18 protein-coding genes are annotated in these 21,096 nt (G+C 71.9%); 7 read left to right on the plus strand and 11 right to left on the minus strand.

Going from position 1 to position 21,096, the window contains the following annotated elements; all coding sequences use genetic code 11:
- Positions 1 to 19: 19 nt before the first annotated feature.
- The 3 genes from OHA86_RS18770 to pknB all read left to right on the plus strand — a co-directional run bounded on the left by OHA86_RS18770 (position 20) and on the right by pknB (position 5,059).
- Entirely contained in the window at positions 20 to 1,405 is a 1,386-nt protein-coding gene (locus tag OHA86_RS18770; protein WP_329176871.1) for an FtsW/RodA/SpoVE family cell cycle protein, read from the plus strand.
- Complete coding sequence (locus tag OHA86_RS18775) at positions 1,402 to 2,862, plus strand: peptidoglycan D,D-transpeptidase FtsI family protein (RefSeq protein WP_329176873.1); 1,461 nt, start codon at positions 1,402 to 1,404, stop codon at positions 2,860 to 2,862. Before OHA86_RS18770 ends, OHA86_RS18775 begins: the two co-directional genes overlap by 4 nt.
- Positions 2,863 to 3,073: 211 nt before the next feature.
- Complete coding sequence (gene pknB, locus OHA86_RS18780) at positions 3,074 to 5,059, plus strand: Stk1 family PASTA domain-containing Ser/Thr kinase (protein WP_329176875.1); 1,986 nt, start codon at positions 3,074 to 3,076, stop codon at positions 5,057 to 5,059.
- A gap of 37 nt (positions 5,060 to 5,096) precedes the next feature.
- Here pknB and OHA86_RS18785 read toward each other — a convergent pair whose 3' ends face one another.
- From OHA86_RS18785 to OHA86_RS18805, 5 genes are all read right to left on the minus strand, one after another.
- On the minus strand, positions 5,097 to 5,801 hold the full coding sequence (locus OHA86_RS18785) for a class E sortase (protein WP_329182463.1): 705 nt from the start codon (positions 5,799 to 5,801) through the stop codon (positions 5,097 to 5,099).
- 164 nt (positions 5,802 to 5,965) lie between these two features.
- Positions 5,966 to 7,342 (minus strand): class E sortase, encoded by a 1,377-nt coding sequence (locus tag OHA86_RS18790; RefSeq protein WP_443071765.1) that lies wholly within the window; start codon positions 7,340 to 7,342, stop codon positions 5,966 to 5,968.
- A complete protein-coding gene (locus OHA86_RS18795; RefSeq protein WP_329176877.1) occupies positions 7,339 to 7,977 on the minus strand; it encodes an aminodeoxychorismate/anthranilate synthase component II in 639 nt (212 codons plus the stop codon). Before OHA86_RS18795 ends, OHA86_RS18790 begins: the two co-directional genes overlap by 4 nt.
- Positions 7,974 to 8,150 (minus strand): hypothetical protein, encoded by a 177-nt coding sequence (locus OHA86_RS18800; RefSeq protein ID WP_329176879.1) that lies wholly within the window; start codon positions 8,148 to 8,150, stop codon positions 7,974 to 7,976. The genes OHA86_RS18795 and OHA86_RS18800 overlap by 4 nt, the downstream gene beginning before the upstream one ends.
- Positions 8,151 to 8,283: 133 nt before the next feature.
- The gene (locus OHA86_RS18805; RefSeq protein ID WP_443053916.1) at positions 8,284 to 8,997 is read right to left on the minus strand and encodes a DUF881 domain-containing protein; all 714 of its coding nucleotides are present in this window, start codon (positions 8,995 to 8,997) and stop codon (positions 8,284 to 8,286) included.
- Between the two features lie 228 nt (positions 8,998 to 9,225).
- Between OHA86_RS18805 and crgA the strand changes: the two genes are divergently transcribed.
- Positions 9,226 to 9,480: a cell division protein CrgA gene (gene crgA / locus OHA86_RS18810; protein WP_033175597.1), complete on the plus strand. Its 255-nt coding sequence runs from the start codon at positions 9,226 to 9,228 to the stop codon at positions 9,478 to 9,480.
- Positions 9,481 to 9,749: 269 nt separating this feature from the next.
- On the opposite strand, the gene OHA86_RS18815 is transcribed toward crgA, so the two are convergent.
- Entirely contained in the window at positions 9,750 to 10,604 is an 855-nt protein-coding gene (locus OHA86_RS18815; RefSeq protein WP_329176880.1) for a rhomboid family intramembrane serine protease, read from the minus strand.
- A 92-nt stretch (positions 10,605 to 10,696) separates the two neighbouring features.
- Positions 10,697 to 11,227, minus strand: a complete 531-nt coding sequence (locus OHA86_RS18820) for a peptidylprolyl isomerase (protein WP_329176882.1) — start codon at positions 11,225 to 11,227, stop codon at positions 10,697 to 10,699.
- A gap of 215 nt (positions 11,228 to 11,442) precedes the next feature.
- Here OHA86_RS18820 and OHA86_RS18825 point away from each other — a divergent pair, with 215 nt between their 5' ends.
- Positions 11,443 to 12,228 carry a DUF5324 family protein gene (locus OHA86_RS18825; RefSeq protein WP_329176884.1) on the plus strand — a complete coding sequence of 262 codons (786 nt, stop codon included), beginning with the start codon at positions 11,443 to 11,445 and terminating at the stop codon, positions 12,226 to 12,228.
- Between the two features lie 43 nt (positions 12,229 to 12,271).
- Here the strand turns inward: OHA86_RS18825 and OHA86_RS18830 are convergent, their stop codons facing one another.
- From OHA86_RS18830 to OHA86_RS18840, 3 genes are all read right to left on the minus strand, one after another.
- Positions 12,272 to 13,849: an MFS transporter gene (locus OHA86_RS18830; RefSeq protein ID WP_329176886.1), complete on the minus strand. Its 1,578-nt coding sequence runs from the start codon at positions 13,847 to 13,849 to the stop codon at positions 12,272 to 12,274.
- Between the two features lie 71 nt (positions 13,850 to 13,920).
- Complete coding sequence (locus tag OHA86_RS18835) at positions 13,921 to 17,283, minus strand: AfsR/SARP family transcriptional regulator (RefSeq protein WP_329182466.1); 3,363 nt, start codon at positions 17,281 to 17,283, stop codon at positions 13,921 to 13,923.
- A gap of 95 nt (positions 17,284 to 17,378) precedes the next feature.
- Positions 17,379 to 17,921, minus strand: a complete 543-nt coding sequence (locus OHA86_RS18840) for a MarR family winged helix-turn-helix transcriptional regulator (RefSeq protein ID WP_329176887.1) — start codon at positions 17,919 to 17,921, stop codon at positions 17,379 to 17,381.
- A gap of 85 nt (positions 17,922 to 18,006) precedes the next feature.
- On the opposite strand from OHA86_RS18840, the gene OHA86_RS18845 reads away from it, so the two are divergent.
- Entirely contained in the window at positions 18,007 to 18,651 is a 645-nt protein-coding gene (locus OHA86_RS18845) for an FMN-dependent NADH-azoreductase (protein ID WP_329176888.1), read from the plus strand.
- A gap of 877 nt (positions 18,652 to 19,528) precedes the next feature.
- Positions 19,529 to 20,488: a LuxR family transcriptional regulator gene (locus OHA86_RS18850; protein ID WP_329176889.1), complete on the plus strand. Its 960-nt coding sequence runs from the start codon at positions 19,529 to 19,531 to the stop codon at positions 20,486 to 20,488.
- On the opposite strand, the gene OHA86_RS18855 is transcribed toward OHA86_RS18850, so the two are convergent.
- Positions 20,421 to 21,092 carry a TRM11 family SAM-dependent methyltransferase gene (locus tag OHA86_RS18855; protein ID WP_329182467.1) on the minus strand — a complete coding sequence of 224 codons (672 nt, stop codon included), beginning with the start codon at positions 21,090 to 21,092 and terminating at the stop codon, positions 20,421 to 20,423. The genes OHA86_RS18850 and OHA86_RS18855 overlap by 68 nt on opposite strands.
- Between the last annotated feature and the right edge of the window lie 4 nt (positions 21,093 to 21,096).

Raw genomic sequence — 21,096 nt, forward strand, 5'->3', positions numbered from 1 at the left:
CAGGAGGGGTCGGCTCGTCATGAGCGCCAGCAACACCACCACCATCACGTCGATCGGCGCTCCCAACCGCCGCAACACCGAGCTAGCCCTGCTCGTCTTCGCCGTCCTCATCCCGGTCTTCGCCTACGCGAACGTCGGCCTGGCCAAGAACGGCTCGGTCCCGGCGGGCCTGCTCGGTTACGGTGTCGGACTCGGCCTGCTGGCCGCGGTGGCCCACCTGCTGGTACGCAAGTTCGCCCCGTACGCCGACCCGCTGATGCTGCCGATCGCCACCCTGCTCAACGGCCTCGGCCTGGTGCTGATCTGGCGGCTCGACCAGGAGCCGAGCCTGGGCGCCGCGATGGCGCCCAAGCAGCTGATGTGGTCCACCGTCGGCGTGCTGCTCTTCATCGGCGTCCTGGTCTTCCTCAAGGACCACCGGATCCTGCAGCGCTACACCTACATCTCGATGGTGCTGGCCCTGGCACTGCTGGTCGCCCCGGTCTTCTTCCCCGGGGTGAACGGCGCGAAGATCTGGGTCACGCTGCCCGGCATCGGCTCGCTCCAGCCGGGTGAGTTCGCGAAGATCGTCATCACGGTCTTCTTCGCCGGCTACCTGATGGTCAAGCGGGACGCGCTGGCGCTGGCCAGCCGCCGCTTCATGGGCCTGTACCTGCCGCGCGGCCGGGACCTCGGCCCGATCCTGGTCATCTGGGGCATCAGCCTGCTGATCCTGGTCTTCGAGACCGACCTGGGCACCTCGCTGCTCTTCTTCGGCCTGTTCGTGATCATGCTCTACGTGGCCACCGAGCGGACCAGCTGGATCGTCTTCGGCCTGCTGCTCAGCGCGGGCGGCGCGGTCTTCGTGTCCACCTTCGAGCACCACGTCAAGGAGCGCGTCGACAACTGGCTGCACCCGCTCGCGCTGGCCCCCAACGGCGGCGTCACCGAGACGGCGCAGGCGATGTACGCGTTCGGCTCCGGCGGCATCTTCGGCTCGGGGCTCGGCCAGGGGTACTCCCGGCTGATCCTCGGCATCGCGCCGAAGAGCGACTACATCCTCGCCACCGTCGGCGAGGAGCTGGGCCTGGCGGGCCTGATGGCCGTCCTGCTGCTCTACGGGCTGCTGACCGAGCGCGGCATACGGACCGCGCTGGCCGCCCGCGACCCGTTCGGCAAGCTGCTGGCCATCGGCCTGTCCGGCGCCTTCGCGCTACAGGTCTTCGTGGTGGCCGGCGGTGTGACCGGGCTCATCCCGCTGACCGGTATGACCATGCCGTTCATGGCCCAGGGCGGTTCCTCGGTGATCGCCAACTGGGCCCTGGTCGCGATCCTGATGCGGATCAGCGACACCGCGCGGCGGCCGGCCCCGAGCCCCGCCCCCTCCCCCGACGCCGAAGCGACCCAGGTGGTGCGTACGCAGTGAACAAGCCGCTACGACGGGTCGCGGTCTTCTGCGGTCTTCTCGTCCTCGCCCTGCTGCTGCGGGTCAACTACGTGCAGTTCGTCCAGGCCGACCAGCTCTCCAACGACACGCACAACCGCCGGGTCGCGATCAACCAGTACGCCCAGCCGCGCGGCGACATCGTCGTGGACGGCAAGGCCGTCACCGGCCACACCGAGACCAACGGCAGCGACTTCAAGTACAAGCGCACCTACACCGACGGCCCGATGTGGGCGCCGGTGACCGGCCACGCCTCGCAGGCGTACGGCACCAGCTTCCTGGAAGGCGTCGAGGACAAGTTCCTCACCGGCGACGACGACCGGCTGTTCTTCAACCGCACCATCGACCTGCTCACCGGCAAGCAGCGGCAGGGCGGCAACGTGGTGACCACGCTGAACGCCAAGGCGCAGACGGCGGCCTTCAAGGGCCTCGGCGACAAGAAGGGCGCGGTCGTCGCACTGGACCCGCGCACCGGCGCGATCCTCGCCATGGCGAGCACCCCGTCGTACGACCCGTCGGGCATCGCGGGCTACTCCAACACCGACGAGAAGAACTGGGTCGCGCTGGACAAGAAGAACGACCCGGACGACCCGTCGCTGAACCGGGCGCTGCGCCAGACCTACCCGCCCGGCTCGACGTTCAAGCTGGTCACGGCGGCTGCGGCGCTGGAGTCCGGCAAGGTGACCGATGTGGACGCCTCGACGACGTCGCCCGACCCGTACACCCTGCCGGGGACCACGGTGCCGCTGAAGAACGAGGGCCACATCCAGTGCAAGGACACCTCGCTGCGCAACGCGCTGCGGCAGTCCTGCAACACGGTCTTCGGCAAGCTCGGCGTCGACGTCGGGCTCAAGGGCATGGTGGACGAGGCGGAGAAGTTCGGCTTCAACAAGGAGCAGCTCATCCCGGTCCGCGCGGACGCGAGCAACTTCGACACCAAGATGAGCCCGGACCAGGTCGCCCAGTCCTCGATCGGCCAGTTCGACACCGCGGCCACCCCGCTCCAGATGGCCATGGTCGCCTCGGCCATCGCCAACAACGGCGTGCTGATGCAGCCCTACGAGGTCGACAAGCTGGTGGCGCCGAACCTGAGCACCATCTCGCAGACCGACCCCAAGGAGCTGAGCAAGCCGCTGTCGCCGGAGAACGCGCAGAAGCTCCAGTCGATGATGGAGACCGTCGTCAACGACGGCACCGGCAAGAACGCGAAGATCCCCGGGGTCAGGGTCGGCGGCAAGACCGGCACCGCGCAGCACGGCATCAACAATGACAAGGCCCCGTACGCCTGGTTCGTCTCCTACGCCATGACCGACCAGGGCTCGCCGGTCGCGGTGGCCGTCGTCGTCGAGGACGGCGCCGCCAACCGCGACGACATCAGCGGTGGCGGTCTGGCGGCGCCGATCGCCCAGAGCGTGATGGAAGCGGTACTGAACAAGTGACCGGCACATGGTCGAGGCGCGAATGCCGGCCGGGACGACCCTCACGCGCGCCCCGGCGCCCGGCCACATACCGGTCGGGTATCGGCGGACGGCCGGGGCGCGAACGGGCCGGGAACGCCCGGTACCGTATCTCCGTGCGGGCGCAGGGCATGGGTTAACGGAAATTCGGGTCGTGAACGTCAAGATACGGGTTTGAGGAGAGGGCAGAGCTATGGAAGAGCCGCGTCGCCTCGGCGGCCGGTACGAGCTGGGCTCGGTGCTCGGCCGCGGTGGCATGGCCGAGGTGTATATCGCGCACGACACCCGCCTCGGCCGTACCGTCGCTGTGAAGACGCTGCGGGTGGATCTTGCCCGCGACCCGTCCTTCCAAGCCCGCTTCCGCCGGGAGGCCCAGTCGGCCGCCTCGCTCAACCACCCCTCGATCGTCGCTGTCTACGACACCGGCGAGGACTACGTCGACGGCATCTCGATCCCGTACATCGTGATGGAGTACGTCGACGGCTCCACCCTGCGCGAGCTGCTGCACTCCGGACGCAAGCTGCTGCCCGACCGGGCGCTGGAGATGACCGTCGGCATCCTCCAGGCGCTGGAGTACAGCCACCGGGCGGGCATCGTCCACCGCGACATCAAGCCGGCCAACGTGATGCTGACCCGCACGGGCCAGGTCAAGGTCATGGACTTCGGCATCGCCCGCGCGATGGGCGACTCCGGCATGACCATGACGCAGACCGCGGCCGTCATCGGCACCGCCCAGTACCTGTCGCCCGAGCAGGCCAAGGGCGAGCAGGTCGACGCCCGCTCCGACCTGTACTCCGCCGGCTGCCTGCTCTACGAGCTGCTGACCGTACGCCCGCCCTTCGTCGGCGACTCCCCGGTCGCGGTGGCCTACCAGCACGTACGCGAGGACCCGCAGCCGCCGTCGGTCTACGACCCCGAGGTCACCCCGGCGATGGACGCCATCGTCCTCAAGGCGCTGACCAAGGACCCGGACTACCGCTACCAGTCGGCCGACGAGATGCGCGCCGACGTCGAGGCGGCGCTGGACGGCCAGCCCGTCGCCGCAGCCGTCGCCATGGGCGCGGCGGGCTACGGCTACCCGCACGGTTACGCCGACAACTCCCCCACCACCGCCCTGCCCCAGCAGTCCGACCCGCACACCTCGATGCTGCCGCCGTCCCGCGACGACGACGGCGGCTACGGCTACGACGACCGCCCCGACCGCCGCCGGCAGAAGAAGGGCGGCAGTACGTCCACCGTGCTGCTGGTCGTGGCCGGCGTCCTGGTGCTGGTCGGAGCGATCTTCCTGGGCAAGGCGGTCTTCGACGGCGGCGGCGCGGGAGCCGACGCCAAGGTGCCGAACTTCGTCAGCAAGTCCTACGCCGAGGCCCAGACCACCGCGCAGAACGTGGACATCACCCTGGTCAAGGGCACGCCCGCCTTCTGCGAGGGCGTCGAGAAGGACATGATCTGCACGCAGACCCCGGCCGCCGACACCGCGATCCCGTCCAACAAGACGGTCACCGTCGTCCTGTCGAAGGGCCCGGCACCGATCGCGGTGCCCGACGTGAAGAACGACACCTATGACGCGGCGCAGCAGGAGCTGACCAGCGCCGGCTTCACCGTGAAGCGCGAGGACCAGGTCTCCACCACCAAGGACGAGAACACCGTCCTGAGCCAGAGCCCGGCGGCCGACACCAAGCAGCCCAAGGGCACGGTGATCACCCTCAAGGTCGCGGTCCAGCCCGAGCAGATCGATGTCCCGGACCTGACCCGCTTCCCGAAGCAGGGCGCGCTGGACCAGCTGAGCAACGACGGCTTCACCAACGTCCACACGACCTCGCAGTCGTCCCAGGACCCGAACTTCCCGTCCGGCACCGTCATCAGCCAGACCCCGCAGGGCGGCAGCAAGGCGGCCAAGGACGACCGGATCAACCTGGTCATCTCCACAGGACCCGACCAGTCGCAGAACCCGCCGCAGGGCCAGACGATGCCCAACGTGCAGTTCCACCGGCTCAACGACGTACGCAACCAGCTGAACGGGATGAACCTCGGCCTGTCCATCGTGGTGGTGAACGGCGGCCCCGAGGACGGCAACGCGTGGGTCATCGCCAGCAACCCGACCCAGGGCTCCCCGCTGACCCAGGGCCAGCAGATCCAGGTGCAGACCGCCACGGGACCCGGTGGCGGAGGCAACTAGCCCGGCACGACACCCGTCGTGAACGCCGCCGTCCGGACTATCGCAGTTCGGGCGGCGGCGTTCTTTGCGCGTCGACCTTCTGGGTGCGGACCAGCTCGCCCCACACGACGTAGCGGTAGCGCGAGGTGTAGACCGGGGTGCAGGTCGTCAGGGTGATGTAGCGCCCCGGCTTGTTCCGGCCGGACTCCTTGGGGACCTGGTCGGTCACGGCGACGTCGTACTTCGAGGTCTGGTCGAGGACCTTGTAGACCTTGTAGACGTACCAGGTGTCCTTGGACTCGAAGACCACCGGATCGCCGTCGTGGATCTTGTTGATGTTGTGGAACTTCGCGCCGTGGCCGTCGCGGTGGGCGGCGAGGGTGAAGTTGCCGGCCGGGTCCCAGGGCATGGCCGCGGGGGTGGGGTCGGTGTAGTAGCCGGCGACGCCCTCGTTGAGCACGTCGGTCGCGGTGCCCTTCTTGACCAGCACCTCGTAGTTCCTGCCCATCGCCGGGACGTGCAGGAAGCCGATGCCGTCCTTGGTGTCGAGGCCGCGCGCGGGCGCTCCCTGCGACCCTTGCGACCACTGCTGGCGCACCTTGTCGGCGGCCCTGGCGGCGTGCCGGTCGGCCACCACGTTGGTCCACCACAGCGAGTAGACGACGAAGAGGGCCAGTACGACGCCGGCGGTGATCAGCAGCTCGCCGACGACGCTGATGACGCGGGCGGCGCCGCCCCGCCGGACGGGTCTGCCGGCCGTCACGCCGGTCGGCTGCGCGTCCGGATCCGCGTTCGGCGCTGCGTCCGGCTTCGCGTCGGGCTTCGCGTCCGGCGGTGGCACGTCGGGCAGCGGCACGTTTGATGGCACGTCTGATGGCACGTCGGGGGACGCTCCTCGTGGCGGTGGCAGGGGGCTCGGCGGATCCGTCAGTCACCGACGAGCGCGTCGGGCTTGCCCTTGCTGCGCGGCCGTTCCTCGATCAGCTTGCCCCACACGATCAGCCGGTTGGTGCTGGTGAATTCGGGCGTGCAGGTGGTGAGGGTGAGGTAGCGGCCGGGCGCGGTGAAGCCGGAGCCGACCGGGATCGGCTTGAGCACGCTGGTGTTGGACGGCGGGGTGGAGGGCAGCTCGCTGGTGACCTCGTAGGTGTAGTAGTCGCTCGCCGTCTCGACCACCACCTTGTCGCCGGCCACCAGGTGGTTGATGTAGCGGAAGGGCTCGCCGTGGGTGTTGCGGTGGGCGGCGACCGCGAAGTTGCCGGTCTTGTCCCAGGGCATCGCCGTGTTCAGCTCGCCGTCGTAGTGGCCGATCATGCCCTTGTCGAGCACGTTGTGCTTCGAGATGCCCTGCGCGATGGGCGCCTTGACGTCCAGCTTGGGGATGTACATGATCGCGAAGCCCTGGCCGGGCGAGAAGGTGCCGGGCACCCGGTCGGGGTCGGTGGAGGCGCTGTCCCACTGGTGGCGGAGGTTGTTCGCGGCGCCGTTGGCCTGCTGGTGGGCGCGGACGTTGGTCCACCACAGCTGATAGGTGACGAAGAGCAGCATCAGGACGCCGGTGGTGATGAACAGCTCGCCGACGATCCGGCTCGCGACGACCGCGGGGCTGTCCTTGGCGGCCTTGGCGGCCCGCCGGGCCTCCACCCGGCTCAGCGGCGCTGAGGACGCCTCCTGGGGCGTACCGGGGCCGTGCGCGGGGCCGCTCGCCCCGCGCCCTGCGGCCCGGTGACCACCACCGCCACCGCCGCCCTGCCGCGCGGCCTTGCGCCTGGCGGCCCTTCCCCCGTCCGGCGGCGGCCCAGGCGGCCCCGGTGGCGCGAGCGGCGCGAGCGGCGGCGGTACGGCCGCGTCCGGCCCGACGTCCTGCGCGGGCGGGTCCGGCTCGACCACGACGGGCATACGTGCGGTCTGCGTCATATCGGCGCTGTGGGGCCCGGGAAAGGCCGGCTCCGCGACGGGCGGCCCGGGCTCCTCCCGCACGCGCGCCGCGGGCTCGTCGCGCTCCGGGGCGCGGCCCCACGGGGGAGCCGCCGCGGGCCCGGCGACGGATGTCCCGGGAAAAGGGGGCTCGGGAAAAGCGGTCTCCGGGAAGTCCGGCTCGGTGAAGTCCGGCGAGGGAAGACCCGGCTCCGGGAAGTCCGGCTCGGGGAGCGGCTGCTCCGGTTCGTCCCGCACCGCCGGGGGGCGGCCGGGCAGCGGGTCGTTCAGGGGGTCGTCCAGCCCCTCCACGACAGCTTTGAACTGCCCGGTGTCCTCGTACGACATCGGGCCGTCCGCGGGGCGCTCCGGGCGGAGCGTGGTCACGCCCCCGCCCTCCCGACGACCGGTGCGAGTCCCTGCGAGCGGCCCGGGGCCGCGTCGTCACCGCACTCGGCGAGCCAGTTCGCCAGCATCTTGTGCCCCCATTCGGTGAGCACCGACTCGGGGTGGAACTGCACACCCTCGACGGCCGCGTCCCGGTGCCGGAGCCCCATGATGATGCCGTTCTCCGTCCACGCGGTGACCTGCAGCTCATCCGGAAGGGTGCTGCCCTCCACGGCGAGAGAGTGGTAACGCGTGGCGGTGAAAGGGGTCGGCAGCCCGGCGAAGACGCCGACGCCTTCGTGGGTCACCAGTGAGGTCTTGCCGTGCAGCAGCTCCGGCGCCCGGTCGACGACGCCGCCGTAGGCCACCGCGATGGACTGCACCCCCAGGCACACGCCGAAGACCGGCACGGCCGTCTCCGCGCAGTGCCGCACCATGTCGACGCACACCCCCGCCTCTTCCGGGGTGCCGGGACCGGGGGAGAGCAGCACCCCGTCGAAGCCGTCCTGCGCGTGCGCGGGCTGCACCTCGTCGTTGCGCAGCACCTCGCACTCGGCGCCGAGCTGGTAGAGGTACTGCACGAGGTTGAAGACGAAGCTGTCGTAGTTGTCGACCACGAGAATGCGTGCGCTCATCGGACGGCGGCCATCCCATTGTCGACAGTCACGTCATTGAACGGCAGCAGCGGCTCCGCCCACGGGAACACGTACTGGAAGAGGACGTAGACGACGATCAGGGCCAGCGCGAGGGCGGTCAGCGCCCTCATCCATGCGTTGCCCGGCAGATGCCGCCAGATCCAGCCGTACATGCGGTCCCTTTCCTTCCGGCTCCCCGGAACAGAGTAAGGGGAGATCCCCCGGAGTGGGTTGGTAGCCGGACAAAGCTTCGTCATGGCTTCACCTCGGCGTCCGCCCTCCCGCAGGCCGCCGACCGGCCGGTTCTCACGGCCGGCCCACAGGCTGCGCATAGTGAAGAACGGTCGAGCCGGTGTAGCCGGGAAGGGTGACGGACTTGGCCGCGGTGACCTTCCAGCCGAGGCCGTACGCGGCCACGTACTGCAGATAGTTCTGGATCGCCGGGCTGTTGTTGAGCCCCTGCCGCAGTTTCGCCTGGTCACCCACGGCGGTGATCCGGTAGGGCGGCGAGTAGACGCGGCCCTGCAGGATGAGGGTGTTGCCGACGCAGCGGACCGCGCTGGTGGAGATCAGCCGCTGGTCCATCACCCGGATGCCCTTGGCGCCGCCCTGCCACAGCGCGTTGACGACGGCCTGCAGGTCCTGCTGGTGGATCACCAGGTCGTTGGGCTGCGGGTCGGGGACGCCGGGGACCAGGGCGGTGGCGTTGGGCGGGGCGTCGTTGAGGGTGACCTCGATCGAGGGACCGGTGAGCGGGTCGGTGCCCGCCGTCCTGGCCAGCGCGTCGATCGCGGCCTGCTCGGCGGCGCTCAGGCCGCTGCCCTGCCGGGTCAGCCGGTCGACGTCGTCCCGCACGCCGGTCAGCTGGTTCTCCAGTTGGCCATTACGGGTGTTCTTGGTGCGAATGGTGTCGGAGAGCTTCGGCAGCGGGTCGTCACTGCGGATGTCCACGCCCTTGGCGGTGTCGAAACTCATCCAGAAGATCAGTCCGGCCAGTGCGAAGACTCCCGCACTGAGCACTCGCAGCGCTACGGTGCGGGTGACAGCACGTGGGGAGGGGGTGGGTGCGCTTCCACCGGAATCCGTCGCCACCGTACGCTGTCTCCTTACAACCTGAGGAAGCACTACGCTAACGGACGCCCGGCGGCGGCAGTGCTCCTCGCCTGCACCGGACTGCCACCCCATACCCGCCAGGACCGCCCCGCACCATCCGCGCGGTTACGCAGCGCATCGACAGGAGACTCCCTCGTGCCGAAGTCACGGATCCGCAAGAAGGCCGACTTCACCCCGCCCCCGGCGAAGGCCGCCACCGCCATAAAGCTGGGCGGCCGCAGTTGGGTGGCCCCGCTGATGCTGGCGTTCTTCATCGTCGGCCTCGCCTGGATCGTGCTGTTCTACGTCACCCAGGGAAGCCTGCCGGTGGACGCGTTCGGCAACTGGAACATCGTGGTGGGCTTCGGCTTCATCGCCGGCGGGTTCGTCGTCTCGACCCAGTGGAAGTAGTTGTCCACACAGTTATCCACAGTGGGGAAAAGGTCGGAAGATCTGTGGATAACCTCTACGAGGTTGACGCCGGTACGACCGGTGGCCGGGACCATCGGCCACCGGTCGTTTGCTGTCCGGACACCGAACTGGACTGATCTTGCCGGGAAAACCGGGACAACCCGGATCAGTGACCAGCCGCACAGGCGTTCACGCGGGTTGTGCACAACTTGCACAGGATCCCCTACCCGCTGTGGATAACGTGTGATCAACGCCAGCGGTCACGGCCCTCAGGACGTGACCTGCGCCACAGCGATCACCGTGAGCACCACGGTCAGCACCAGCACACCGGCGGCCGTCCCCCACTGCACGGCGTCCCGCCGCTCCCGCGGTGCGTACGCCATCGCTATGGCGACCGCGGTGCCCGCCACCAGCCCGCCCAGGTGCGCCTGCCAGCTGACATTGGGCCAGGTGAAGCTGAACACGATGTTCAGCACCAGCAGGATCAGGATCGGCCGCATGTCGTAGCGCAGCCGCCGCATGAAGACCGCCGTCGCGCCGAACAGTCCGAAGATCGCCCCGGACGCGCCCAGCGTCAGCGCGTCCGGTGTGATCAGCAGCACAGCGGCGCTGCCGGCCAGCGCGGAGAGCAGATAGATCACGATGTAGCGGCTGCGGCCGAGCAGCCGCTCCAGCGGGCCGCCGATCCACCACAGCGACAGCATGTTGAAGACGATGTGGCCGTAGTTTCCCCGGTCGTGCAGGAAGGCGGAGGTGATCACCCGGTACCACTCGCCGTCGGCGACCCCGACGCAGTGCTGCGGGCCGAACATCTTGGGGGTGCAGGCCGCGTACAGGCTCAGGTCCTGGACCACCCGGTCGCCGACCGCCAGCTCCAGCGCGAAGACCGCGACGTTCAGCGCGATGAGGATCTTGGTGATCAGGATCGGGTCGTGCGCCACCACCCCGCCGGCCACCGTCCGCGGCCGGGGCGTGTGCCCCGATCCCTGCCGGACGCAGTCCGGGCACTGGAAGCCGACCGAGGCACTGACCATGCACTCCGGGCAGATGGGCTTGTCGCACCGGGTGCAGCGTATGCCGGTCTCCCGGTCCGGATGCCGGTAGCAGCAGACCGCCTGGTCCATGAACGCACTCCCCTGGTCACAGCGCTCCGAGACGCGCGAGCGCCCCGCCCACTTGGACGTGCGGGCGGGGCGCGATGTTCCCGAAGGGTACGTCAGGCCTGCTTCTCCACGACGACCGATTCGATCACGACGTCCTCAAGCGGCCGGTCGGTCCGCGGATTGGCGGGGCTGTTGATGATCCCGTCCACCACCTTCTTGCTGGCGTCGTCCGCGACCTCGCCGAAGATGGTGTGCTTACGGGTCAGCCAGGTGGTGGGGGCGACCGTGATGAAGAACTGCGAGCCGTTGGTGGCCGGTCCCGCGTTGGCCATCGCCAGCAGGTAGGGCTTGTCGAAGGCCAGGTCCGGGTGGAACTCGTCGGCGAACTCGTAACCGGGGCCGCCGGTTCCGTTCCCCAGCGGGTCGCCGCCCTGGATCATGAAGCCGGAGATGACCCGGTGGAAGACCGTACCGTCGTAGAGCTTGTCATGGGATGCCTTGCCGGTCCGCGGATCGGTCCACTCGCGGGTGCCCTCGGCGAGGCCGACGAAGTTGGCCACCGTCTTGGGCGCATGATTCGGCAGCAGCCGGACCACGATGTCGCCGTGGGTCGTCTTCAGGGTGGCGTAGAGCTGCTCGGCCACGGTCTACCTTCCATAGTCTTCGCTGACAGGGCCAAATCCTTGCACGCCCCGAGCAGGCGTGCGGGCTTCCCCCGTTCTCCGTCAGAACGGGCTGCGCGGCGGCCGGGCCGAGTGACCCGTATGCCCGTCCGCACATGCCGTGCGTCGCGCGGCCGGGCATGATTTCAAACCGGGTGGACAGGCGGAAAACGTACGCCACCGAGGAGGAGGTTCCTGTGACCCGCATCGACAGCGTGCGCAACGCGGCCGACATCACGAAGGACAGTGTGCGGCATGCCGCGGAGGCCGCTGCGCCGTACGCGAGCACGGCCAAGGACGAGGCCGCGCGTTACGCACAGCAGGCCGGTACGTACGCGCAGCACGCCGGCGCGCTTGCCAAGCAGACTTACGACGCCAAGCTCGCCGCCCAGGTGCGGCAGGCCCGTGGCCAGGCGTGGGCGGCCGTGCCGCCGAAGGCCGCGGAAGCTGTGGAGACCGCCGCCCGGCGGACCCGGGACACCGCCAGGACGGCGGCCGACTTCACCGCGCCGAAGGTGGGTTCCGCTGTCGCGGCGACCCGGGCCGTCGCGGTGCCGGTGACCAACGAGGCGGTGCTGCGCGGCGCCGCTGCCCTGCACGCGCTGCGCGGCCAGGTGACGGCCGCGGACATCGACCGGCTGGTCCGCAGGCGGGTCCGCCGGCAGCGCACCGGCCGGGTCTTCCGCGGTGTGGTGGTGGCCGGCCTGGTCGGCGGCGCCGCCTTCGCGGCCTGGCGCTGGTGGAGCAAGCAGGCCAACCCCGACTGGCTGGTGGAGCCGACCGAGCCGACGGACGCGGACGAGGCCGTCGAACGGATCAGCGGCACCAGCACCCTGACGGTGGTCGACCCGCTGGACGGCACTCCGGCCTCGGTGAACGGCAACGGCGCCCACATCGACCACGTCGACGGCTCCCCCGGCTCCGACCCCGAGGTCGAGGCCACCCGATACGAGGAGGACAACCCGCGCCGCGACGACAACTGACCCCGCGGCGCCGCGAGGGCCGCGGGGCCGTGCCCCGCACCGGTCAGCCCGCCGCGGGCGCCGGGCCGGGCTCGGGCTCGCCCAGCACCGCGGGCACATCCCTGAGGGTGATCAGCGCGGCGACGGCGCCCAGCACCATCAGCGTCCCCCCGATCAGCGTCGTGGTGTGCAGGCTGCCGGTGAACGCCCGCCCGGCGGCGTCGGCGACCTGCCGCCCGAGGGCGCCGGGCAGCTGCCGGCCGGTCTCGACGCCGCCGCTGACCGACTCGCGTGCCGCACCGGCCTGGCGTGCCGTCAGGCCGGCCGGCAGCGTGAGGTCGCTGCGGTAGTACGCGCTGAGCACCGAGCCGAGGACCGCGATACCGAGCGCGCCGCCCAGCTCCATCGCGGTCTCCGAGATGGCCGCGGCGGCGCTCGTCCTGGTGCTGGGCGCGCTGGCCAGGATCGTGTCAGCGGTCACGGCGAAGGTGAGCATCAGCCCGGCGCCGTTGACGACCACCACCGGCAGCAGCTCCCAGTAGGCGGTGTGCGGGGTGCACAGGCCGAGCCCCGCGGTGCTCAGCCCCATCAGGAACAGCCCGGCCGCGACCGTGCGCGCCCGGCCGATCAGCGGGATCAGCAGCGCCGCCGCGGGCGCGGTGAAGGCGGCGGCCAGCGGCCCCGGCAGCACGGCCAGCCCCGCGTCCAGCGGCGACCAGCCGCGGACCACCTGGAAGTACAGCGAGAAGCCCAGCGACAGCACGGACGCGGCGAACAGCGTCACGACGTTCGCGCCGATCGCGCCGGAGAAGGCCGGGGTGCGGAAGAGCCGCAGGTCGAGCAGCGGCTCGGGCAGGACGGTCTGGCGGTGCAGGAAGACCGCCAGCAGCGCGGCGCCGAATCCGGCGGCGATCCACACCGACGGCTCCGCGGCCCCGTCACGCGCCGCGGTCTTGATCGCGTAGATCACCCCGAACATCCCGAGCACCGACAGCGGCACGCTGATCCAGTCCAGCCGGCCCGGCCGCGGGTTGCGGCTCTCGGGCAGGATCAGCCCGCCCGCCACCAGGATCACCGCCATCACCGGCACATTGACCAGGAAGACCGAGCCCCACCAGAAGTGGTCGAGCAGCAGCCCGCCGACCACCGGGCCCAGCGCGAAGCTGGCCGCCGCCACGCCGCCGCTGATGCCGACCGCGGTGGTGCGCTCCTTGGGATCGGTGAAGGAGGCCCGCACCAGTGACAGCGTGGACGGCATGATCGTGGCGCCGAACAGCCCCAGCAGCGCGCGGGCGGCGATCAGGGTGGCCGGGCTGTTCGCGTAGGCGCTGACCGCGGAGGCGGCGCCGAAGCCGGCCACACCGAGCAGCAGCAGCTTCTTGCGCCCGATCCGGTCCCCGAGGTTTCCCGCCACGATCAGCAGGCCGCCCAGCACGAAGCCGTAGACGTCCACGATCCACAGCAGCTGGGTGGCGGACGGGGCGAGCTGCGCGGACAGCGAGGGGACGGCGTAGTTCAGGACGCTGGTGTCGATGCCCAGCAGTGCGGAGGCGACGCAGCAGATGGCGAGGACGGCCCAGCGCCGCCCGCCCTGCCGCGCGAGGATCCCGCCGCTCGTGTCGTGCGTGGTCGGTGTCGTCATGCCGGCAGCGTGCGCGGCGCGGCTGACCGCTCGCGCACCGCGCGCTGACCGTCCGCGCACCGGCGCCCGGTTCAGCCCCCGGTCGCGTACGACGTCAGGACGGCGAGGGCCGCGGGGCGCCCCAGGGCGGCGGTCCGGGCGACGGCCGCCGCGTAGCCGGCGTCGCCCAAGGCGGCGCGGGCGGCGGTCGCGGCGGCGTCGGTGTCGGGACCGGTAGGGCGCCGCCCGCGCAGCGTCTCGGCGGCGCCGAGCAGCGCGGCGGCCTGCCGGGGGTCGCCGTCGAGCAGGGCGAGCGCGGCGGCGGCGCCGGCGATGTGGGCGGCGTTCATCGACAGCTGGAGCACCTCGCTGTCGAAGGTGACGGCGGCCCTGAAGCAGTCGTGGGCGCGTGCGGCGTCCCGCTCGGCGACGGCGACCAGGCCCGCCGAGGTCAGCACCGCGACCCGCGTGCTGTTGCTGGAGAACCAGCCGGCGGGGCATTCGGCGAGCGCCTGCTCGGCCAGCGCGCGGGCGGCCGGCAGGTCGCCGCGCAGCCGGGCGGTGTCGGCCAGGCAGCGGTGCGCCATCGCCAGCGTCTCGGGCGCCCCGGCCCGCCGGGAGAGCGTCACCGCCCGCTCGCAGTACGCGGCGGCCGCGGCGAAGTCGCCGGCCCGCAGGCTGTAGGCGGCGCGGCTGGTGAGCAGGTCCGCGACGTCGAGCGCCGAGTCCAGCTCCTCGGCCAGCACCAGCGCCTGGTCCAGCAGCCCGACGGCCTCCGCCAGGTCACCGCGGTAGTCGGCGAGGTCGGCCAGCGCGTTGAGGCAGGTGATCAGGCCCCAGCGGTCGCCCCGGCCGCGGAAGCCGGCCAGCGACCGCTCGCACTCGCGCTGCGCCAGATCGGCGTCGCCCCGCACCAGCCACGCCTGGAAGCCGTACCCGAGGTGCGCCAGGGCCTCGTACCAGGGGTCGCCCCGGTCGGCGAGCAGCGCGTCGATGCCTTCCAGGGTGTTCATGTCGCCCTGCGGCACCCCGGCGAAGGGCGCCCACAGCACGGTGAGCACCGGGAAGCGGCGGGCTATCCGGTGCAGGCCCTCGACGATCCCGGTCGCCGCCGCCACGTGCGCGGCGAAGCCGGCCGGGTCGGACAGCGCGCTGACCACCGCGAGCACGCACAGCGCGTATTCCTCCTCCAGTCCCTCGGGGGGCGTCGGCCCGAGCGCCGCCAGCACCTGCCGCGCCGGACCGACCCCCTCGTACCGCACCCCGCGCAGCAGCCAGTAGGAGGACAGCGCGGCGATCAGCCGCATGGTGCCGTGGAGGTCGCCGACGTCGAGCGAGCGGTGCAGCGCGGCCTGGAGGTTGTCCCGCTCGTCGGAGAGCCGCCGCAGCCACTCCAGCTGCTCGGCGCTGCGCAGGTGCGGGTCGGCGGTCAGGGCGAAGTCCAGGAAGTACGCGGCGTGCGCGCGGTGGGCCCGTTCGGTCTCGCCCGCCTCGGCCAGCCGCTCGGCGCCGTAGGCCCGGATGGATTCGAGCATCCGGTAGCGGACCCGGCCTGCGCCCTCGGTGTGCTGGGCCACCACGAGGGACTTCTCGACCAGCGCGGCCACCAGGTCCAGCACGTCGTCAGGTCCGATGGTGTCCCCGTCGGCGCACACGGCCTCGGCGGCGGCCTGCGTCCAGCCGCCCGCGAAGACCGCGGCGCGGCGTAGCACCGCCCGTTCGTCGTCCGGCAGCAGGTCCCAGCTCCAGTCGACGACCCCGCGCAGCGTCCGCTGCCGCGGCTGGGCGGTCCTGCTGCCCCGGGACAGCAACCGGAACAGCGCGTCAGGGCGTACGCCGAGGCTGTACGGGGCGTCGTCGGCCGGCAGCGCGCCAAGCCGGGCGGCGATCTCGGTGACGGACAGCGAACGCAGCCGGGCCGCGGCCAGTTCGATGGCCAGCGGCAGCCCGTCGAGCGCGGTGCACAGCCGCAGCACGGCATCCGTGGTGGCCGGGTCGGCCGCCGGGTCGAAGCCGGGACTGACGGCGGCGGCGCGTTCGGTGAACAGCCGCACGGCGGGGGAGGCCAGCACCTGGTCGCGGTCGGTGCCGGGCCGCGGCAGGCCGAGGGTGGCCACCGGGCACAGCGCTTCCCCGGTGATACCCAGCGCCTCCCGGCTGGTGGCGAGGATCCGCAGCCGCGGGGAGCCGGTGAGCAGCCGCTCGGCGAAAAGCGCCGCGTCGGCCACCACGTGCTCGCAGTTGTCCAGGACCAGCAGCAGCGGCCGGTCGGCGAGCGCCGCGGCGATCCGGGCGACGGGGTCGGGCACCGCCGGCGCGGCCCCGGCGGGGGCGTGTCCGACCGCGGGCAGCAGGGCGACGTCACGCAGCCCGAGCGCGCCGAGCACCGCCTGCGGGATCTCCGCCCCGCTGGTCACCCCGGCCAGTTCCACGAAGCAGGCGTCCTGCGGATGGCGCCCGGCCGCCTCGACCGCCAGGCGGGTCTTGCCGGCGCCCCCGGGGCCGATCAGGGTCACCAGCCGCTGCCGGGCCAGTCGGTCGCCGATCAGGTCCAGTTCGGCCGCCCGGCCGACGAAGCTGGTGAGCTGGGCGGGCAGTTCGTGCCGCACGGCGGGGGCGGCGGCCGAGGTCGTACCGTGCCCCGGGGCCGGCCCCGGATCTGGCGATGTTTCACGTGGAACATCCCCGCCGGGTCCGGTTTCACGTGAAACATCCCGCGGTCCCGCCATCGGCTCGCCCCGCAGGACGGCCAGGTGGACGGCGGCGAGTTCGGGCCCCGGGTCGGCGCCGAGGGAGTCGGCCAGTTCCCGCCGGGCCGCCTCGTACACGGCCAGGGCCTCACCCTGCCGCCCGCTGCCGTACAGCGCCCGCATCAGCTGGCCGCGGAGCCGTTCCCGCAGTGGGTGGGCCGCCACCAGCTCACCGAGTTCGGCGACCAGCGAGCGGTGCCGCCCGAGGGCGAGGTCGGCCTCGACGCGGTCCTCGACGGCGCCGGTCCGCAGTTCCTCCAGGCGTACGACCTGGGCGGCGGCGAACGGGGCATCGCCGACGTCGCCCAGCGCGGGGCCGCGCCACAGGGCCAGCGCCTCGCGCAGCAGCCGGGCGGCCAGCGCCGGTTCACCGCCGAGCAGCGCCTCGCGGCCCTCGGCGCCGAGCCGCTGGAAGCGGTGCGCGTCGACCTGGTCGGGGGCGACGACCAGCCGGTAGCCCGCCGGGTGCCCCTCGATCGGCACCGGCAGCACCTGGCGCAGCCGGGAGACCTGGGACTGCACGGCGTTGCCGACCCCGGCCGGCGGATGCTCCCCGTAGAGCCCGTCGATCAGCCGCTCGCCGCTCACCGTCCGGTCGGCGTCCAGCAGCAGCAGGGCGAGCAGCGCGCGCCGCCGCGGGCCGCCCAGCGCCAGCTCGGCGCCGTCCGTGCCCAGAGCCCGCGTCGCGCCGAGGATGCCGAACATCACGCCCCGATTGTGTCGCACCGGCGTCGGGAACAGGCGTGCCGCACCATCGGCTCACGCCGGGCGCCGGGTCCGGGAGTCCGGGCCTGCCCGGGTCAGTCCCGCGCGGGCCGCTGCGGCGCGGGGAGGCAGGCCCCGTGGGCCATCGGGTCGCAGGCCTCGTCGGGCGCCGCCTCTACCGCGGCGGCCCCGCAGTCCGGCACCGTCCCGGACGCGGCGAGCAGCAGCAGGTCGTACAGAGTGGCCCGCTGCTTGTCGTCCAGCGCGCACAGCACCTCGTCCTCCACCGCCGCGAGCGCGAACTCCGCCCTCGCGAGCAGCGTGGCCCCGCGGTCGGTCAGCCGCACGATGTGCCGCCTGCGGTCCTCGGGCGAGCGCTGCCGCTCCACGAGGGCGTCCGCCTCAAGATCGTTGAGCAGTCCGACCACCGTCGCCCGGTCCATCATCAGCGTCGTCGCGAGCGCCTGCTGCGTGCTTCCCTCGCGGTCCCGCAGCACGGTCAGCGTCACCAGATGCCGCGGGCGCAGCCCGAGCGGCTCCAGCACGGATTCGGCGTGCAGGCGCATCCGCCGGGCCAGGTTGTCGAGCAGCGCGCCCGACCGCCTCGGCGGCTGGTTCAGCACGGGCAGGGAGGCCATCCATGCAGTCTATCCGGACACGCAGGAAACATGTCGTGGTATAAATCGTTGGTGTTACGCAAACCAATAACGAAAGGTCAATGAGATGCCTCACCTGCTGCACATAGACTCCAGCATCCAGGGCGCCAACTCGACCAGCCGCCGGCTCACCGCCCGCGCCGCCGCGGCCTGGCGCGCCGCCCACCCCGAGGGCACCGTCACCTACCGCGACCTGGGCGAGAACCCGCTGCCGCACGTCGTCGCGAGCACCGCCCACGCCGGATCCGTGCCGGCCGCCGACCGCACCCCGGCACAGGCCGCCGCCTGGGCGCTGAGCGAGGAGGTCGTCGGCGAGGTGCTGGCGGCCGACACCGTGCTGCTCGGCCTGCCCGTCTACAACTTCGGCCCGCCCAGCGCCGTGAAGTCCTGGGTCGACCACCTGATCGCCGTCGGCCTGTCCTTCGACCCGGAGACCCGCGAGGGCCTGCTCGGCGGCCGCGACTTCATCGTTCTCCTCTCCCGCGGCGGCGGCTACGCCCCCGGCACGCCCCGCGAGGGCTGGGACCACGCCGAGCAGTGGCTGCCGCACGGCGTCGCCCTGACCGGCCTGACCCCGCGCTTCATCACCGCGGAACTGACCCTGGCCAAGGTCAACCCGGCCATGTCCGACCTGATCCCGCTGGCCGACGAGAGCCTCGCCGGCGCCGAGAAGTCCATCGACGCCCTCTGGCCGGCCGCCACCCCCGTCTGATCCGGCCCGGCACCCCGGGAAAGCACGTGGCCCCTTCACCCGCACAGGGCGAAGGGGCCTACGAACAGGCAATTCCCCGTGCGGCCCGGCAGAAATGACCGTGCCGCGGGCCGCGGGAAATCCCGCCGCCGGATTCGCCGCCGGCGGGGACTTTACCGGGGCATGTGCCCTGAATCCGTCCGCACCGCCCGTCATCCGGCCGTCGTTTCAAGATCCATGGCCGGGGTGTCCGCCGCAAGGGACCGTCCTGAATTGTCCGAGGCCCGCGGGGACCCGCGCCGCCGTAGGACCGCCGCGACCTGGCACTGAGCCCCGCATTCCGCCGGGCGGCCCAGAGTTGTGATCCGGAATCCCTTGAGTGTTCGTCACTTGTATTGCAGACTTCTTGAACGTTCACGAGGGATCTGGAAGGGGCGAGGCCTGCGGGTACGGTGCCCGACCGCATTTGGCCGCCGCACAGCAGTCGGCCGCGGGGGCGCCGGGGTTTCGCGAAACGGGGGAATCATATGCGTGTGCGTCGATGTCGGCCGGAACCAAAGCCCGTGAAAGGCCGTCGAGGGCCCGAGGATCGAGTCGATCTCCTCCGGCGCCGGTATTCGACCGCTGATCAATTGCCCGGTGGCCGCCGGCCGGGCGCGCACCGCTAGCCGGATCACCCCCGGGCGGGCCGTCCCGACCGCACCGCCGTCCCGCCTGCCCGCCACCGGGCGCCGGCGCCCTGCCGCGCCGCGAGCCCGGTGGGCACCGCACGTCCCGCGGAAGCCGGAAGAACTCCCGACGTGCTCCCCTGCGCCCGGCTCACGACCGGCCGCTGGCGCGCCCGCACCAGCGGCCCTGGCGCCGTGCCCAGGTCGAGTCCATGGAAAGGAAGATTTTCATGAGCGCAGGCAGTACACCGACGCCGGAGACCCTGCCCCCTCCGAACTTACCGCTGCAGTCCCTGCTCAGGATCGCCGACACCCTCAGCAGCCTTGAGCGCTACGCCATCGAAACCGCGGGTCAGCTCGTCCTCGCCGAAGGCGCCGGCGCCGGGACCGCCGAGGCGCCCGGCCGTATCCGCCACCTCGACGGCCAGGCAGCGGTCCAGGACGCGATCAACGAGGCGCTATGGCGCGCGAAGCACGAGATCCTCACGGCCCAGCCGGACGGACCCGGCCCCGGTGCCACCCTGCACGAGGCCCTGGCGGCGGTCCGGGACCCGCTGACGCGCGGGGTCGCCATGCGGACGCTCTTCCAGCACAGCGCCCGCTTCTCCGAGCCCGCGAAGAAGTACGTGCAGCAGGTCCTGGCGTACGGCGGGCAGGTGCGCACCCTCCCTGAGTTCTTCGACCGGCTGATCATCGTCGACGCCGAGGTCGCCTTCATCCCCGGCGGCGAGCACCGCCACAGCGCCGCGCTGATCCAGGACCGCGCCGTCGTCGCCTTCCTCAGCGACGTCTTCGAGCGGGCCTGGGTACGGGCCGAGCGCTTCCCCTTCCGTCCGGTGCGGGCCGCGGACGCCGCCGGCGAGGTCGTGCCCGACATGCGGCAGGCCATCAAGGCGCTGCTGGTCGAGGGCCGCTCCGACAAGGCGATCGCCCGCCGCCTCGGCATGAGCCTGCGGTCCGTGCAGGGGCACATCGCCTCGCTGCGCGAGCAGTACGGCGCCCAGCACCGCTTCCAGCTCGGCTACCGGATGGCGCGCAGCGAATACGCCGCCGCGCGCCCCGCACCGGCCGAGCCCCTGCCGGACCACGCGCCCGGGACGGACGTGTACGCGCTGGGCCGGGTCACTTCCGGGCCATCAGCAGATACTCGTGCGAACGGTTCGTCCGCATCGGGTCGTCCTCGTCCTTGACCGGCCAGTCGTACAGGTGGACGCGCTCGTCCCCCAGGGTCAGATGGCGGCCGAGCACCCGCGAGGCGTCCCAGGCCAGCGGGACGAACCGGTCGGCGATCCGCCGGTTCTGCACGGCGATCACCGCGTAGGCGCCCGGCCGCATCACCCGGGCGACGGCCGCGAAGATCTCGTCGAGCGCCGCCAGATAGACGTCGTAGTCGCGCAGCGCGTACATCTGGCCCGGGTCGGGCGCTTCGAGGTCCAGGTCGGTGCCGAAGTACGGCAGGTCGCACAGGACCAGGTCCACGGTGTCCGGGTCGAGCGGGGGCCTGCGGGCGTCGCCGCAGAGCATGCGCTGCTCCGGATAGCGCGCGACGCGCTGCCGCGCCTCCTCCGCCCGGGACGGGTTGATCTCGATGCCGACCCCGAGCCGCCGCTCGGCCGCGCAGGCCACCAGCGTGGTGCCCCAGCCCGCGAACGGATCGAACACCAGGTCGCCGGGCTTGCTCAACTCCGCTATCAGCGGACGCAGCTGGCTGACCAGGCCGCTTTGTCCCGCGACCTCCTCCTCCGTGAATTCGGGGTCCTCTTCGCCGAGCACGCGCCAGCTGGACATCCCCATGGCG

It is taken from the genome of Streptomyces sp. NBC_01477 (assembly GCF_036227245.1).
Classification (GTDB): domain Bacteria; phylum Actinomycetota; class Actinomycetes; order Streptomycetales; family Streptomycetaceae; genus Actinacidiphila.